General features: G+C 75.3%; 8 protein-coding genes. 5 read left to right on the top strand and 3 right to left on the bottom strand.

Annotation, left to right across the window (positions count from 1 at the left end; genetic code table 11):
* Positions 1-235 precede the first annotated feature (235 nt).
* Positions 236-718 carry a DUF456 family protein gene (locus tag ACFZCF_RS25675; RefSeq protein WP_391289043.1) on the top strand — a complete coding sequence of 161 codons (483 nt, stop codon included), beginning with the start codon at positions 236-238 and terminating at the stop codon, positions 716-718.
* Here ACFZCF_RS25675 and ACFZCF_RS25670 read toward each other — a convergent pair.
* Both ACFZCF_RS25670 and rsgA read right to left on the bottom strand, forming a co-directional pair.
* Positions 705-2075 (bottom strand): AlkA N-terminal domain-containing protein, encoded by a 1371-nt coding sequence (locus ACFZCF_RS25670; protein WP_391289041.1) that lies wholly within the window; start codon positions 2073-2075, stop codon positions 705-707. The genes ACFZCF_RS25675 and ACFZCF_RS25670 overlap by 14 nt on opposite strands.
* A gap of 60 nt (positions 2076-2135) precedes the next feature.
* On the bottom strand, positions 2136-3260 hold the full coding sequence (rsgA, locus tag ACFZCF_RS25665; RefSeq protein WP_388448767.1) for a ribosome small subunit-dependent GTPase A: 1125 nt from the start codon (positions 3258-3260) through the stop codon (positions 2136-2138).
* A gap of 410 nt (positions 3261-3670) precedes the next feature.
* Between rsgA and ACFZCF_RS25660 the strand changes: the two genes are divergently transcribed.
* Entirely contained in the window at positions 3671-9505 is a 5835-nt protein-coding gene (locus ACFZCF_RS25660; RefSeq protein ID WP_391289039.1) for a hypothetical protein, read from the top strand.
* Complete coding sequence (locus ACFZCF_RS25655; RefSeq protein WP_391289038.1) at positions 9502-11112, top strand: hypothetical protein; 1611 nt, start codon at positions 9502-9504, stop codon at positions 11110-11112. The genes ACFZCF_RS25660 and ACFZCF_RS25655 overlap by 4 nt, the downstream gene beginning before the upstream one ends.
* Before the next feature lie 234 nt (positions 11113-11346).
* Here the strand turns inward: ACFZCF_RS25655 and ACFZCF_RS25650 are convergent, their stop codons facing one another.
* A complete protein-coding gene (locus tag ACFZCF_RS25650) occupies positions 11347-12471 on the bottom strand; it encodes a YihY/virulence factor BrkB family protein (protein ID WP_388448773.1) in 1125 nt (374 codons plus the stop codon).
* 17 nt (positions 12472-12488) lie between these two features.
* On the opposite strand from ACFZCF_RS25650, the gene ACFZCF_RS25645 reads away from it, so the two are divergent.
* Positions 12489-14135 carry an acyl-CoA dehydrogenase family protein gene (locus tag ACFZCF_RS25645; RefSeq protein WP_391289036.1) on the top strand — a complete coding sequence of 549 codons (1647 nt, stop codon included), beginning with the start codon at positions 12489-12491 and terminating at the stop codon, positions 14133-14135.
* Between the two features lie 1143 nt (positions 14136-15278).
* The gene (locus ACFZCF_RS25640; RefSeq protein WP_388448777.1) at positions 15279-16571 is read left to right on the top strand and encodes a GAF domain-containing protein; all 1293 of its coding nucleotides are present in this window, start codon (positions 15279-15281) and stop codon (positions 16569-16571) included.
* Positions 16572-16772: the final 201 nt, after the last annotated feature.

Genomic DNA, 16772 nt, shown 5'->3' with positions numbered 1-16772 from the left:
CGGCACCCGGCGCGCGGCCCGAGGCCCCGCGCCGCCGCCACGCTTCCCGCGCGGCGCCCTTCCCTCCGCGCTGCCCACGGCCCCGCGCGAGGGGCGCGGCGGCGCCCGCGCGGCCCGCGTCCGGAACGGCCCGCGTCCGGGAGTCCCCGCGCGGGAAGCGCGGCGGCGGCTCGGGCGGCCACCCCTTCGGGCTCCGCGATCTGCGGGAAGTCGGCGGGTGGGGGAGGCTGGGGCCGTGGGTGTGTGGCAGCTCCTGATGGTCGCGGCGGTCATGCTCCTCGGCCTGTTCGGGGTCCTGGCCCCCGGCGTGCCGGGCAGTTGGCTGGTGTGGGCCGCCGTGCTGTGGTGGTCGCTGCACGAGCAGACCGGCCTCGCCTGGATCCTGCTGGTCTCCTCGACCGCCCTGCTGCTCCTCACCCAGGTGGTGGTCTGGCAACTGCCGCCGCGCCGCTTCCGGGGCGCGGCCCTGACCCGCAGGACGGTCGGCTACGCGGGCGCGGGCGCCCTCCTCGGCTTCGTCCTGGTCCCGGTGCTGGGCGCGGTCCCCGGTTTCGCCGGCGGGATCTACCTCGGCGAGCGGCGCCGCCTCGGCGGCCACGGCCAGGCCCGCGCCGCCACCCGCGCGGCGATGCGCGCCGGCGGCACCAGCATCCTCGTCGAGCTCTTCTCCTGCCTGCTGATCGTCGGCGCGTGGGCGGGCGCGGTCATGTTCGGCTGAGCTCCGAGAACTCCAGGTAGCGCCGCGCGTACGACCGCCAGGGCGCCCACTCCCCCGCGTCCGCCACGGGCCCCGCATCCCCCACGGGCGCCACGTCGGGGTCGCCGAGCGACCGGATCCGGATCAGGGCGGCGGCGCGGGCGTCGACACCGGGGACCTCCCCGAGGACCCGCGCGGACTCGTCGCGGTCGGCACCGGCGTCGAGCCGGAGGCCACCGTCGGCGAGGGCCCGGGCGAGCGGCCCGGCGACCGGATGGCCGACGAGGTCCACGGGCGCGGGAAAGAGCGCGTGGAGACTCCCGTCGGGGCTGTCGAGGGGCGTGCCGAGCTCCGCCAGGACGCGCGCGGACTCCGCCGGGCCGAGGACGGTCCGGAGGGCGTACTCCTCCGGATCCGCGGCGCCCGGCGAGCGCAGCCCCGGCCGGGCGGCCACCGCGGCGGCGAGCCGCGGGTCGGCGCCGAGGCGCTCGGTGACCGCGTAGGGGTCGGCGTCGAGGTCGAGGAGGCGGCGCAGCCGGTGCACGGCGGTGGTGAGGTCGCGCAGCTCGGCGAGGTGCAGCCGCGCCTCCAGCCAGCGGCCGGGCGCCGCTTCCGCCACGGCGACGACCCCGGGGCCGTACGGCAGCCGCAGGGTGCGCCGGTAGGTGCGGGCGCCGCGCTCCCCGGTGACCTCCTCGACGCCCGGCAGGGCTTCCGCGGCCAGCAGGTCGAAGACCTCGGCGGCGGCGTACGGCCCCCGGTAGGCGAGCCGCAGCGGTACGCCGGTGGTGGCGGCGCGCGGCCCGGCCGCTCCGGTGGTCTCGGCGCGGAGCTCGGTCGGGGTGCGGGCGTACACGGCCCGGATGGTGTCGTTGAACTGCCGGACCGAGGCGAAACCGGCGGCGAAGGCGATCTCGGTGACCGGCAGGGAGGTGGTCTGGAGCAGGACGCGCGCGGTGTGGGCCCGCTGGGCGCGGGCGAGCGCCACCGGTCCGGCGCCCAGCTCGGCGGTGAGCTGGCGCTGGACCTGGCGGGTGCTGTAGCCGAGCCGGACGGCGAGGCCGGGGACGCCCTCGCGGTCCACGACCCCGTCGCCGATCATCCGCACGGCCCGTCCGACGACGTCGGCGCGGACGTCCCACTCGGCGGAGCCGGGCACCGCGTCGGGCCGGCAGCGGCGGCAGGCTCGGAAACCGTGGCCCTGGGCGGCGGCGGCCGTCGGGAAGAAGGCGACGTTGCGCCGCTTGGGGGTGACGGCGGGGCAGCTGGGCCGGCAGTAGATGCCGGTGGTGCGGACGGCGAAGAAGAACTCCCCGTCGAACCGCGCGTCCCTGCTGCTCACCGCCTGGTAGAGGGTGTCGCCCTCGTCGTCCGTCATGCCTCCAGTGTGCGGCGGCGCACCGCCGCACACTCGCGGCTTTCGGACATCACGGGCCGTCTAGCGGATCCGGCCCTCCCGCTTGAGGGCCAGGGCGGCCCGCCCCTCGGCGCCCTTGCGCTTCCAGTCCTTGCGGATCTCGTGGCGCATGCGGGCGTCGGTCTTGGCGACGAGCCGCTGGTTCTCCCGGAGGAGCTTGCGGTAGCTCTCCAGGCGGCGTACGGACAGCGTGCCGTCGTCGAGGGCGGCGGCCACCGCGCATCCCGGCTCGGTCTCGTGGGAGCAGTCGTGGAAGCGGCACTCGGCGGCCAGTTCCTCGATCTCCGCGAAGGTCTGCCCGACCCCGGCCTCGGCGTCCCACAGCCCGACGCCGCGCAGCCCCGGGGTGTCGATGAGCACGCCGCCGCCGGGCAGCACGAAGAGGTTGCGGGTCGTCGTGGTGTGCCGGCCCTTCCCGTCGACGTCACGGGCGGCCTGCACCGTCATGACGTCCTCGCCGACGAGGGCGTTGGCGAGGGTGGACTTCCCGGCGCCGGAGACGCCGAGCAGCACGGTGGTACCGCCGGCGACGACGGCCGACAGCACCTCGACCCCGTCACCGGTGGCGGAGCTGAGCGGCACCACCTCCACGCCGGGGGCGACGTCGCGGACGTCGTCGACGAGGTGCGAGAGCACGACCGGGTCGGGCACGAGGTCGGCCTTGGACAGCACGACGGTGGGCACGGCACCGGACTCCCAGGCGAGGGCGAGGAAGCGTTCGATCCTGCCGAGGTCCAGTTCGACGGCGAGCGAGACGGTGATGACGGCGTGGTCCACGTTGGCCGCGAGGATCTGCCCCTCGGACCGCTTGGACGACGTCGACCGCGCGAACGCCGTCCGCCGCGGCAGACAGGCCCGCACGTACCGGGGATCGGCGGCGCCATCGGGATCGACGGCGGCCCAGTCCCCGGTGCAGACGACGCGCAGCGGATCGTGCGGCGTCACGAACGCGGTGTCGGCGCGCACGACCCCGTCGGCCGTGGCCACGTCACACTGCCCCCGGTCGACCCGGACGACCCGCCCGGGGACGAGCCCCTGAGCGGCGTACGGCGCGAAGGCCTCCGCCCAGCCGGCGTCCCAGCCGTGGGCGTCGAGGACGGACGAGGAAGTGGAAGGGGAAAGCGGGTGAAGCGAAGCGTTGAACAAGGGGGACCCTTCGAAGGGCGGCCCCCGGCGGCGCGCTCCGAGCGCGCGCTACGAGTGGGTGTCAGCCGGAGACCACAGGGGTGGGAACGATGAACTCCTGAATGCGGGCACAGCCCGTCACCGTGACAGTCATCAATGTCCTCACCTCCTGCTTCTTCGTCGGCTCCAGGGCAGCGGAAACGACCGCCGCCTGAGTACGGCCCTCACCTTAGGACGGCGTCGAACGCGCCGCCACCCCTTTTCTCCGAGGGGATGCGACGCCCCTCTCACGCTCCTCCGCGCCCCCTCGCGCCCCTTCGGTCTCGACGCGCCCCCTTGCCGCCACCATCTGATATGACTGACAGTCACCTGGGTGGGTCCACCAGCTTGTTGAGCGCAGGCTGGCTGGAGGGGAGCAAGGGGGCTGTCCGATGCATTCCATCTCGACACTGAGGCAGTGGCTGCTGGAACGCCCGCGGCTCGTGCTGCAACTGTTCCGGCACATCGACCGCGCGCACGGCGGCCACTTCCTGCACTACCCGAGCGGTCCCGCGGCGGCGGCGCTGCGCAGGACGAGCGGGGCGCGGCTCTGGGTCAGCCGGGCGCCCGACGATCTCCTCTGGTTGGTCAGCGGCTGCGGGCTGAGCGTCGGCTGCGCGCGACTGGAGGAGCTCGGCCACGGCGAACGGCTCCGGGATCCCGACGCCGGCCAGCTGACCGAGATGCTCCGGCAGCTGCCCACGGACCTGGGTCGGCTCATGCTGTACGGACTCGCCCTGCGCCCGACCCTCCGGGCCCACCGCCTCGTGCACAGCCACGGCGACGAACTGGAGCAGGCCACGCGGAAGGACGGCCCCCCAGTGTCGAACGAGATCTGGGACCGCCCCTCCTGTCTCGTCGAGACGAAGGGCGAACCCGGCGACGCCGCCGACCCGCTGCCGGGGCCGGGGGCGTCGTCCGGCACCGAAGCGCCCGGGACGCCGGCGGCACGCCCGACCCCCGACGCCCTCTCGGAGCGGACGGCCGCCCTCCGCTCCGACGCCGGGGAACTGGCCGACCGCATGGACGCGTTCGCCGTCGCGCTCCGCGACGGACGGCTCCCGGCGGACGACGGGCTCCTGCGGGCGACCCTCACCTGGGCGCGCGAGCGCGAGCGACTGGCCGACGCCCTCGCCGAGGCCGGGGCGGGGACCTGGGACGCGGCACAGAGCTGGGGCGACGCCGAGGAGCTGATCGGCCGGTTGCGCGCGGACGAGGAGGAGCGCCGCCTGGTCGAGCAGGAGATCGCGAAGGTGGTGACGGCCCGCAAGGAGGCCGAGACGCTGCTGGCGACGATCACCAGTCCGCTGGTCCGCACGAACATGGAGGAGCACATAGCGCAGCTGGACTCCGAACTCGCCCGGCTGCGGAGCGAGGATGAGCCCGCGGCGGCGGTGGCGGAGACCCCGGAGACGGACGACGGGGAGGACTCCTCGCAGGACGCTCCGTCGGAGGACGGCCCCTCGGAGGACGGCCCCTCGGAGGGCGACTCCTCGGAGGGCGACTCCTCGGAGGACGGCCCCTCGGAGCCCGAGGAGGAAGCGGCCGTCCCGGAGGCGGAAGCCGCCCCCACGACCCACCAGAACGCCGTACGGGAAGCGGAACCGGCACCGGAACCCGCCCCGGCACTCGAACCGACCCGGGACCTGACCCCGTCCACCACCTCGGAACCGGAACCCGAGCCGGAACCGGAACCCGAGCCTGAGCCGACGCCTGAGCCGGCTACCGCCTCGGAGGCCCTCGCCGCCTCGGAGGCCCCTGCCGCCTCGGAGGCCCCCGCCCCGCTCCCGGACGCCGCCGACGACCCCGACACCGTGCCGGCCCCGGTCGACGTGTGGGCCGACGGTCAGGGCCGGGTCGCGGAGCTGGTGGCGCGGGGCAGGCTGGCGGAGGCGTACTGGCTCACCCGGGCCGCCGGCGCACCCGCGCACCGCACGCTCGCCCTGGAGTTCGCGGACGCGGCGTTCCACGTCTCGGCCGCCGCCGCCTCCGACCTGCAGGCGAAGGCGGAGGAGCGGCTGGAGGCGCTGGGCAGGCGGCGACCCTGGGACGACGACCCGGAGGCCCAGCTGGTCCTGGTCGCCGCGGCCGTGCGCAGCAGCATCTCGGCCCGCTGGGCGAGCACCGTCCTCGCCGAGCACACGGCGCTCCCCGGACTGCCCGCGCCCTGGGCGGGTCTGCTCGACGGACTCGTACAGGCGATCCGCATGGGTGCGGAGATCGAGCCCGGCGGGCTGCGGCCGGCCTCCGTCGAGACCCCCGCCGACCGGTACGAGAGGCTCGCCGACCAGGCGCGGCAGCTCGCCGTCGACCTGCCGAAGCGCAAGATCCGCTACCAGCGGGCCACCGTGGTGCTCCAGACGCTCACGGCGGCGGACGGCGTCCTGGGACGTACGCTCCAGGCGATCGAGAACTGGGCCGCGAGCGAGGGCCGGACGGGCCGACAGGAGCTGTTCGACCTCCTGGAGACCCACTTCAAGCGGCTCGACGCCGTGGACCGGCTCATCGACGAGACCGACCGTGCCAAGCGCAGCCCCCGGCAGTCCAAGGACGACATCTACGCGGGCGCCCGCAACCAGCTGCGCACGCACGTCAAGACCGTGCAGGACCTCCTGAAGGACGCGGTCCGGGTGGCCGAGGCGCCGCGCGCCTCCGGCAAGGAGATCAGCCGGGAACTCAAGGCCGCGGTCGAGGCGGCCCGGTCCGCGCCGCCCGCGCCGGGCGTGGGCGGCGCGCTGCTGGCGCTGCTGCTGCGGTGGCTCGACCTGAAGCACGCACCCGAGGTGCGGGACGTGTGGTTCCCGCCGCCCGCCGACGAACTGCTGCTCGTGCCGGGGCTCCCCTGGCTCACCGAGGACGGCCGGGACCTGCCGGACCTGTCCCACCCGGAGGCCCTCGCCGTCCTCTCGGCGGCGCTCGGCTCCGCCGATCCGGCCAAGGCCCTCGCCTGGCACCGCGAGCAGGGCGATCTGCACCTGGCCGAGCGGCTCCTGGAGCGGCTCACCGAGGGCGGGATCGGCGGGGTCGAGCTGACGCCGTCCCGGCTCGCCGAGCTCCGGCAGGCGTCCGCCGACGCCACCGACGCGTGGCGGTCCGCGTGCGCGAAGGAGCACCGCAGGGCCCAGCTGGGGCTGGCCCGGGTACGTGCGCACAACCTGCTGACCCACGAGGACGAGCGGGAGTTCGCCGGCCTGCTGCTCGACCTGGAGGGCGACGGCCACGGAGGCCGCTACCGGGAGCGGCTCCACGCGATCTTGGAGGTCGGCGAGCGGCTCGACGCGCTGGAGAAGCGGAAGGCGGACGAGCTGCGCGGACAGCTCGACCAGCTCCCCATGTCGGCGCCCGACGCCGCCCGGGTCCGCGGGCTGCTGGACCGCGGGGAGACGGTGGCGGCCGAGGAGCTCCTCACCTTCACCCGCCGGGGCCAGGCCCTGCCGGAACCGACCGAGCCGGCCGGCGAGGTCCTCTCCCGCTTCCTGGCGGGGGTGACCGACCCCCAGGCGCCCAAGCCTGACGTGGACGGTGTCAGCGCCCGCTGGTGGGCGCTGCACTACGCCGACGGCGATCCCCTGGTGTCGAACGCGAAGGCGGGCCTCGACGCCTGGGACCGGCTGGCCCAGGCGCGGGACGCGCAGAAGATCGGCCGGGAGGTCGTCAGCGTGCTCCGGCTGCTCGGCCTGTCCGCGGCGCCCCAACCCCATGTGGAGACGGCGTCCTGGGGGGTGACGCGGCTCAGCGTGCGGGCGGACATCACGGAGAGCACGCCCGGATACGTGGCCGCGCTCGGCTCCCAGGCCCGGCGCTCCTACAAGGTGGTCGTCATCACCGACCAGCTCCGCGGCGAAGGACCGCTGCGGCACCTGCCGGCGTCCGCGATCGGCGCCAACATCATCCTCTACACCCAGCCGCTGGGCGTGGAGAACCGACGCCGGCTGGCCATGGAGTCCCGGGGCCGCACCCAGCAGGCGCTGGTCGTCGACCCGGCGGTGGTCGGCTGGGTGGCCGCGCGGGCGCCGCGTTCCTTCCGCGCCACGCAGCGGGTCACCCTGCCCTGGACCGGCTACACCCCGTACACCCCGCACGTCGCGGGGCTGGTGCCGCCCGAGGTCTTCAAGGGGCGGACGGACGAGATGCGTTCGGTGATCGACCCGCAGGGTCCGATCTTTCTCTTCGGCGGGCGCCAGCTCGGCAAGTCGTCGCTGCTGAGGCAGGCGGCGGAGGTCTTCCAGAAGGGTGATCCGGAGAACCGCGTCGCGGTCTACCTGGACCTGATGAAGGCCGACATCGGTCACGCCGAGCCGCCGGAGGGGATCTGGCGGATGCTGCTCGCCGAGCTGAAGCGGCTGCGGGTGCTCAGCGGGACCATCGCCGATCGGGCGCCGGCCGACGTGGTCGCCGACGCGATCCGGAAGTGGATCACGGCGTCGCCGGAGCGGCGCATCCTGCTGCTCGCCGACGAGGCCGACGCCTTCCTGACCGCCGACGCGCAGGCGGTCTACACGGGCGGCGGCCAGTCCACCTTCCCGACAGTGAAGCGGCTCCAGCGGCTCATGGAGGACACCGGACGCGACTTCAAGATCGTGCTCGCGGGCCTGCACCAGGTGCAGCGCTTCAACCGGCTGATCAACGTGGTCACCGCGCACGGCGGCCGGGACGTGCCGGTCGGGCCGCTGGACCCGAGGGACGCGGTCGAGCTCGTGGAGAAGCCGATGGCCGCAGTGGGACTGGTCTTCGAGACCCGCGACCTGGTCTGGCACATCCTCGGTCTGACCAACTACCAGGCCAACCTGCTCCAGATCTTCTGCGACCACCTGGTCTCCTACATGCAGCAGCGGCCGCTGCCCGCCTCGGGCCGCCACGCTCCGATCACCTGGGAGGACGTGCAGCAGGTCGCGGGCACGGAGGAGGTCCGCGGACTCATCGCCGAGCGGCTGCGCTACACGATCAACTTGGAGGACCGTTACCGCGTCCTCGCCCTGCTCATCGCCGTGCGCAGTCGGGAGGAGGGGCACGGGCACGGCTACCGGCCCGCCGAACTCCTCGAACACGCCCGTGAGCGCTGGGACGAGGGCTTCCGGCAGGTCACCGAGCGTCAGCTGATCATCTACCTCGACGAGATGGTCAACCTCGGCCTGCTGATCAAGCTGGACGGCGAGCGGGTCTACGCGATGCGCAGCCCCAACGTGGTCAACATGCTCGGCACCAAGGCCGAGCTGGAGAACGAGCTCCGCGACACCCAGTTCGACCAGCCGTACGACTACGACCCGAAGGTCGCCCGGCGGTCCCTCGGCTCGGACCGGCGCACCCGGGTGCAGCGGATGAGTCCGCTGACGGACGGCCAGCTGAGCGAGATCCTCGACCACGCGACCCGCACCACTCTGGTGCCCTGCACCCCCGCGCTCGGCGCGGACCTGGTGGCGCGCGGCCTCGAACTGCACGTGGACGGCCACGGGCTGACCATCGTGCCGGTCGGGCCCGGCGGCGACCTCACGGAGGTCATCACGGCGAACTCCCGCCGCAACGTCGGCTCCCGCCTCCTCCTCGTCGACCTCCGGGGCGAGGACGCCGGCCGGCTGGAGAAGGCCCTCGAACGGCTCCTGGAGTACACGGAGAGCGCCCGGCCCGAGGGGGCCTCCTCCGCGCCGCCCCGCCGCTACGCCGTGGTCCTGTGCGATCCGGACGTCGCTCCGGCGGTGGAGGGGGCCGTGGGGGTGGTCCATCCCGAGCGGTGGAACCTCAACAGCCTGCGCGCCTGGCCGGAGTCCCCGTTCACGTCCCCGGACGACCGGCGGAACCTGATCCGGGTGACGGGCGGCTGGCCCGTCCTCGTGGAACTGGCCATGGCCAACGTGCGGAAGGGCAAGCGGCAGCAGGACGTGCTGAAGGAACTCCTGGCGGAGATGGCCGGCCCGCAGAGGGCGGAGGGCCACCTGAGGCTGGCCGGTCTGGACGACTCCGACATCGCCCGGCTGACCGCCTGGGCGCAGTTCTACGAGGAGGACGACCACGCCGCCGGCAAGGCGGTCGCGGGCCCCGGCGACCTCCAGGCGGCCTTCGTCGCCGCCGGGCTCTTCGACGAGAGCGAGTCCGAGCGCGCCCTGGAGACGGCGGAGCGGTTCCTTGCCCGGCTCGACCGCATCGGGGTCCTCGATGTCGTCGAGGACGGCGGCAGCACGCTCGACCCGGTCACCTTCCGGGCCCTGAAGGCGATCGGCGACGGCCGATGACGGACCTCGCCCGGGACGGCGGCGGGGCGGCGGCACCGGACGCCGTCCCTTCCGTCCCGGCGGTCGCGGCGCGGGACCTGGCGCGTCTTCCCGGACCGCGCCGGCACCTCGACCGGGTCGAGCGGGACCTGCGGGCGGGGCTCGACTGCGTCTGGTACTTCCCGGACACCGTGGTGGAGTCCGGCCGGGCGGAGTTCTTCCTCCGCGAGCTGCTGCACCGGTTCGACGGGGCCGTACCGGTGCCGGGCTCGGTCGGACCGCCGGACGGCGGGGCGGAAATCCCGGCCCCGGACGTGGTCGCCGTGCCGGCCCAGCGCACCTCCGGCGGGGCGCAGGACCCGGCTCCGGGCCACGTCCTCTTCGACCCGTGGCACGAGGAGGACGACGGCTTCGACGCCGACGACCCCTACGGCGCCCTCCTCGGGAACTGGGCGGCGCCCCCGGCCGGTCCCGGCGCCGACCCGTTCGCGGCGGCGGAGCCGCCCGGTACGGCCCCGGCAGTGTCGCTCGTCGACCGCCTCGCCAAGGAGCTGGGGGCGACGGGCGACCCCTTGGACGAGCTGCTGAGGAGGGCCCGCCGCGGGCACCGGGGGTCCGAGGGGGCCGACCAGGACGAAGGCGTCGGCGGCGACGCGCCCGGCTCGCCGCCGACCGTGGTGGTGCGCGGCTGGGAGGAGCACTCGGCGGAGGAGATGGGACAGCTGCTGCGCACGGCCCACGCCACCTTCCGGGAGGCGGGGCTGCCGGCGGAGCGGCGTCCCCGCTTCCTCTTCGCCGCGCGGGTCGACGACCTGCCCGCCCGGGCCCTCGGCCGGGGGCCGAGTCCGCACCAGGTCACCCTGCACTGGTGGTGGCGGGTGTGGACGCGTCTGGACAGCGAGGTGCTGCTCGCCTGGCGGCCCCGTCCGCCGGCGACGGCCGCGCAGGCGCTGTACGACAGGGTGACGGACTCGGTCGTCGCGGAGGTCTGCGGGCCTGACGTCGACCGCGCGCTCGTCCTGCGCGAGGTGTGGAAGGGCGGGGACGTGGAGTCCCTCCGCCGGGCCCTGACCACCGCACTGCCCGGCGTGGACGACCGCGAGAGCCGGAGCTGGCCCCGGCGCATGTCGACGGCGCACGCCTCCCGTCCCTCGGCGGAGATCCTCGACGACTGGGCGTCGGGGGTCGTCGACAGCTGGGACGGGCACGTCCGCCCGGTGGTCGCCCACCGGCTCCTCGACCCCGACTCCCCCGAACTGCGGGTCCTCGTGTGCCACGCCCAGAACCGGGTCCTGCTCCCCCTCGTCGAGGAGGCCCGCACGTCCTTGACGGAACTCGTCCCCGGCCTGCTCCGGAAGGGCGTCGACCTCGACCAGTTCCGGGAGCGGGCCAGGTCCGAGCACCGGGTGCGCAACGGGCTCCCCGCGGCCCCGCTGGCCGAGTTGGAGATCGGCGACCTGGCGCGGGTGGCCGGGTACCTGGTCCTGCCCTCGGACCAGCGGGACCGGCTGCGGAGGCTCAGCAAGGCCAGGAACCACCTCTCCCACCTCCAGCCGCTGGACCAGGAGCAGCTCGTCGCCGTCACGGAGGCCCTGACCACCGACTGGGGCACCGACGGCGGGAGGTGACGGGGCGCGGGTTTCACGGGTGGTCGGTGCGACCGGAGCGGGCGGTGCTCTCGGCGAGCGGCAGGCCGGCCCGCAGCAGGACGCAGGCCAGGGGTCCGGGGGCCGTAGGCGTAGGCGTCAGGGCGAGTCGGCGGAGACGGCCGGGGCGGGCGCCGTCCGGCCCGCCGGGCGGCGCCGGCGCGCCTGGTGGGGTGCTCCTCGTAGACCCCCCTCGGGGGTGAACAGGCGAAGTGCTCAGTCCTTCTCCCAGCCCGTGTGGAGGCGGGACTTCACGTCGTCCGGGGGGAGGAACTTGGACCAGCGTTCGGGGAACTCGGAGGGCATGTCGGGGTCGTCCTCGTCGACGTCCTCCGCCTCGGCGCGGATGCGGGCGACGAGTTCGGCCGCCTGGACGGCGCGGGCGCGTTCGTTGGCCTCGCGGGCGGCGGCGGTGGCGACGGACGGCCAGACGCGGTCGATCGCCGCGTTGACCGCCGCGCCGACGAGGACGGCGAAGGCGGAGACGCCGATCCAGAGGAGGATCGCGATGGGGGCGGCCAGGGAGCCGTAGATGGTGGGGCCCTCGACCTGGCTCGTCAGGTAGATCCGCAGCAGGAAGCTGCCGAAGGCCCACATCGCGAGGGCGACGAGCGCGCCGGGGATGTCCTCGATCCAGGGCGAGCGAACGGGGACGGAGACGTGGTACAGGGTCGTCAGGAAGGCGATGGAGAGCAGGATGACGGCCGGCCAGTACAGGACGGCGACGACGCCCGTGCCCCAGGGGACGAGCTCGACGACCCGGTCGGGGCCGACGACCGCGAGGGGCAGGACGACGGCTCCGATGAGCAGCGCCACGATGTAGAGGAGCAGGGCGAGGAGCCGGGTCTTGACGATGCCCCGGTGTCCGTCGAGGCCGTACATGACGGTGATGGTGTCGATGAAGACGTTCACCGCGCGGGAGCCCGACCACAGGGCGATGGCGAAGCCCAGCGAGATGAGTTCGGGCCGTTTCGCGCGGGTGATGTCGTCGAGGATCGGCTGGGCGATCTCGGCGACGCCCCGTTCGGAGAGGATCGTCCCGGCCGCCCGCAGGATGTTCTCCTCGATGCTGGCGACGGTGTCGGTGTTGGTCCAGTCGTCGGCGTAGCCGAGGACGGCGATCAGGCCGAGCAGGAGGGGCGGCAGGGACAGCAGGGTGAAGAAGGCGGCCTCGGCGGCGAGGCCGAGGACCCGGTACTCGATGCACGAGTTGACGGTGTCCTTGAGGAGCAGCCAGACCATCTTCCGCTTCGAGACGTTGCGGTAGAGGACGCGGGCCCGGTGCAGCCTGCTCCAGGGGCGCCGCTCCGGCCGTTCGGGTGTTTCGCTTGCTGCCTGCACCTGCTTACCGTATCGGCATGGAAGCACCCTCCCGCACCGCCGTGGACCCGGCTCCTCCGCTGGTGGGGTACGACGTCTTCGCCGGCGACCGGGCCCTCGTCGAGGCGGTCGGCCGCCACCTGCCCGCGGAGCTCCTCGACGGGGCCCGCGAGGAGCTGCGGGCGCTGGGCCGGGCGTCCGGTTCGGAGCGGGTCCGCGTGTGGGGCGAGCGGGCGAACGCCTTCCCGCCCCGGCTGCGGACCCACGACCGGGACGGGCGCCGGATCGACGAGGTGGACTTCCCCCCGGCCTGGCACCGGCTGCTCGGCGAGGCGGTGGCGGCGGGGCTGACGGACGCGTGGGACCGGCCCGGCGGGCACGTGCGGCGGGCCGCCGGGGTCCTGGTGGCGACGCAGGCGGAGGCCGGGATCGGCTGCCCGGTGTCCATGACCCACGCGGCGGTGCCGGCGCTGCGGGCGGAGCCCGAGGTCGCGGCGGTGTGGGAGCCGCTCGCGGTCTCCCGGGTGTACGAGCGGGAGCTGCGTCCGGTCGCCTCGAAGGCGGGGGCGCTGCTCGGCACGGGGCTGACGGAGCGGCAGGGCGGCGCCGGCGTACGGGCGACCACGCCGACGGCGCGGCCGCTGGCCGACGACGGCGCGTACCTGCTGACGGGGCGCAGGTGGTTCTGCTCGGCGCCGATGTCGGACGCCTTCCTGGTCCTCGCGCGGGCGCCCGGCGGGCTCACCTGCTTCCTGGTGCCCCGGGTGCTCGACGACGGCTCCCGCAACGCGTTCCCGATCCAGCGGCTCGAGAACGAGCCGGGCAACCACTCGAACCCCACCGTCGAGGTCGAGTTCGACGGGACGACGTGGGCGCGCCGGATCGGCGAGGAGGGGCGCGGGGCGCGGACGGTCAGGGGGATGGTGGCGGCGACCCGGCTGGACCGCGTCCTGGGCTCGGCGGCGCTGATGCGGCAGGCGGTGGCGCGGGCCGTGCACCACGCCTCGTACCGCTCCGCGTCCGGCGGGCCGCTCGTCGACGAGCCGCTGACGCGGAACGTGCTGGCCGACCTGGCGGTCGAGTCGGAGGCGGCGACGGTCCTCGGGATGCGGCTTGCGGCGGCGTACGACTCCGCCGACGCCGGCTCGGAGCGGGAACGGGCGCTGCTGCGGATCGCGGTGCCGGCGGCGACGTACTGGGTGTCGAAGCGGTGCGTGCCGGTGGTGGCCGAGGCGTGGGAGTGCCTGGGCGCGGACGGGTACGTGGAGGAGTCCGGGCTCCCCCGGCTGCTGCGGGAGTCGCCGCTGTACTCCGTGGCGGCCGGCTCGGGGAACGGCCAGGCCCTCGACGTGCTGCGGGTGCTGCGGACGGAGCCGGCGGCGCTCGACGCGTACCTGCGGGAGGTCGGCGAGGCGCGCGGCGCGGACCCGCGTCTCGACCGTGCGATCCGCGGGGTCCTCACCGAGCTGGCCGACCTGGAGGGCGTGGAGGCGCGGGCCCGACGCCTCGCGGAACGGATGGCGCTGGTCCTCCAGGGCGCGCTGCTGGTCCGCTGGGCGCCGCCGGAGGTCGCGGACGCGTTCTGCGCGGGCCGCCTGGGCGGCGACTCGGGCGCCGCCTTCGGCACCCTGCCGCCCACCCTCGACCTGCGCGCGGTGGTGGAACGGGCCCGGCCGGTGGCGTGAGGGGGGAAGTCGGGGGCCGGGCCGGGGTCTGGTGGCCGGGGTTCGGGGTCGGGGCCTGGGCCCGGTGTCCGGGCTCGGGGCCCGGGGCCGGGGCCGGGGTCCGTGGTCCGGAGTCCGGGCTCGGGACCACGGACCCCGGACTCGGGTCCCCGGGCCGGGGCCCGGGCCGGGGCCGGGGCCGGGGCCGGGGCCGGGGCCTGAGGCTTGCGGTCGGGGCCTGAGGCTTGCGGTTGGGGCCTGAAGCCCGGGGCCTGGAGTCCGGACTCGGGACCCGGCGTCCGGGGTCCGGGCTCGGGGCCCGGCATCCGGGGGCCTTGGGCCTGGGACTTGGTCCCGTTCAAATGCAAGGAGATCAGCCACGCGGACGGTGCGCGGGGCGCGATGACGAAGGGCAGGACACGGCGCGGTTGCGGAGGGCGGGCGCGCTGCCGGTACGGCCCGCGTGACATCGCCCGGAGAGGGCGGGCACAGAGCCGGTGTGGAGTCGGGGCGGCCCGCGTCTCGTCGCCCGGAGGGCGGGTACGGAGCCAGGCGAGCCGCGTCTCGCGGAGGGCAGGACACGGCGCGGATGCGGACGGCGGGCGCGCTGCCGAAACGGGCCGCGTCACATCGCCCGGAGGGTGAGCACGGAGCCGGTGGGGCGCCGGGCCGCCGGCCCCGTCGCGTCTCGCGGAGGGCGGAGCGCGGCGCGGTTGCCGAGGCGGCTCGCGCGGAGCCGGTGGGGCGCCGGGGCGGCCCGCGTCACATCGCGCGGAGGCGCGGGTACGGAGCCGGGCGGGGCTCATCGCGTCGCGTTCCGCGGGGGCTTGGCCGCGCGTACCCAGGGGTGGCCCGGCGGCCCTTAGGGCGGCGCGCGGGCGGTACGCGCGGAAGGCGGGGGTGGTGCTGCGCCGACACGGCACCACCACCCGCCGTCATCACCCTCACGCACGGGGGCGGGGCGGGGCCAGAGTTGCAAAGGGTTGCAGGATTACCCGAACCGGGCTCCATGGAGGGGTTCCGGGCGGCACGATGGACCCTCGGCACTGCGAGCCGGGGCTCTGGAGGACAATTCGGGCGGGCCGTACGGGGTTCATGGCGCTCCGGTCATCCGCCCGAGCACTGCAGAACCGATACAGCACACCGGGTGGCGGGGAGGGACCGATGAACAACACGCGGCTCGACATGAAGCGGCTGTCCACCATGGACGCCGTCCAGGCGGCCCGGCTGCTGCACCGCGTCCGCGACGAGACCCTGGCGGGGCGTACGCCTCCGATCGCGCCCCGCGCCGAGATCGACGCCTCCTGGCGGCGGATGGCCCGGCTCGGGCTCGACCCGGACCAGGGCACCAGCAGCGTGCTGCTGCGCCGCGACGAGCTGGAGCAGCGGCGGCGGAGCACCCTGCTCGCCGAGGTGATGGAGACGCTCAGCTCCGGGCTCGCCGGGATCGCCGACGCCTCGCTCCAGATCATGGTGGTCACCGACGAGCACGGCCGCGTCCTCTGGCGCGAGGGCCACCCTTCGGTGCTGCGGCAGGCGAACGGCATCTGTCTGGAGGAGGGCGCGGCCTGGGACGAGCACGCCACCGGCACCAACGCGGTCGGCACCGCGCTCGCCACCCACCGGGCGGTGCAGGTCCACTCCGCCGAGCACTACGTGCAGTCGCTGCACAACTGGACCTGCGCGGCGGCCCCCGTCCACGACCCGCGCGACCGTCGCCTGCTCGGCGTCCTCGACGTCAGCGGGCCGGCCTCCACCTTCCACCCCTCGATGCTGGCGCTCGTCGGTTCGGTCGCCCGGCTCGCCGAAGCGGAGCTGCGCGAGCGGCACCGGTCCACGATCGAGCGGCTGCGGGCCGTGGCCGCGCCGATCCTGTGCCGGGTGGGCGGCCGGGCCGTCGCCGTGGACTCCCACGGCTGGACCGCCGCCGTGACCGGGCTCGCCCCGACGGACCGGATCACCCTGCCGAAGGGGCTGGGCGCCGGACGGGTCTGGCTGCCCTCGCTGGGGATGTGCGCCGTGGAGCCGCTGCCCGGCGGCTGGCTGCTGCGGGTGGAGGAGGACACGGCGCCGGCCGGTGCGGAGTCGGGGGCGGCGAGCCGGGTGGTCCTCGACCTCAGCCGGCCGCGCCGCTGGACGGTGGCCGTCTCGGGGGCGGCGGGGAGCTGGCAGCAGGAGCTGAGCCCGCGCCACGCCGAGCTGCTCTACCTGCTGGCCCTCCACCCGGACGGGCGGACCGCGGCGGATCTGGCGGAGGACGTGTTCGGGGACCGGACGAGGACGGTGACCGTCCGGGCCGAGATGTCCCGGGTGCGGCGGACCCTCGCGGGGGTCCTGGCGCACCGCCCGTACCGCTTCCGCGAGGAGATCGCGGTGGAGGTGCGGCGCCCGGAGCACCCGGACGAGCTGCTTCCCCATTCGACGGCTCCGGCGATCCGGTCCGGCGTCGGGGTCTGAGGCAGGTCCGGGACGGGCCGACGCCCCGGCCGTCCACATTCTGGACAACGTGTCCGGCGCTCCTCCGATGTCGCCCCCGCGTCGCCCCCGCGTCGTCCCAAGCCGCTCCGACGCCACCTCCACCACCCTCCGGCGGCGCCCCGACGCCGCCTCCACGGTGCGGCAAGGGCCCCAGCGGCCCGAGCCCCCGCCGCGGCGCGC

The sequence above is a fragment of the Streptomyces sp. NPDC007945 genome (assembly GCF_042958885.1).
In the GTDB taxonomy this organism is placed as follows: Bacteria; Actinomycetota; Actinomycetes; order Streptomycetales; family Streptomycetaceae; genus Streptomyces.
Note: the sequence above shows the minus strand (reverse complement) of the source record. Positions and strands in the feature narration are given on the sequence as shown.

Bases quoted from the DNA above. Each gene is read 5' to 3' on its own strand.
- ACFZCF_RS25670 (WP_391289041.1), bottom strand. From the start codon at position 2,075: ATGACGGACGACGAGGGCGACACCCTCTACCAGGCGGTGAGCAGCAGG.
- ACFZCF_RS25660 (WP_391289039.1), top strand. From the start codon at position 3,671: ATGCATTCCATCTCGACACTGAGGCAGTGGCTGCTGGAACGCCCGCGG.
- ACFZCF_RS25655 (WP_391289038.1), top strand. From the start codon at position 9,502: ATGACGGACCTCGCCCGGGACGGCGGCGGGGCGGCGGCACCGGACGCC.
- ACFZCF_RS25645 (WP_391289036.1), top strand. From the start codon at position 12,489: ATGGAAGCACCCTCCCGCACCGCCGTGGACCCGGCTCCTCCGCTGGTG.
- ACFZCF_RS25640 (WP_388448777.1), top strand. From the start codon at position 15,279: ATGAACAACACGCGGCTCGACATGAAGCGGCTGTCCACCATGGACGCC.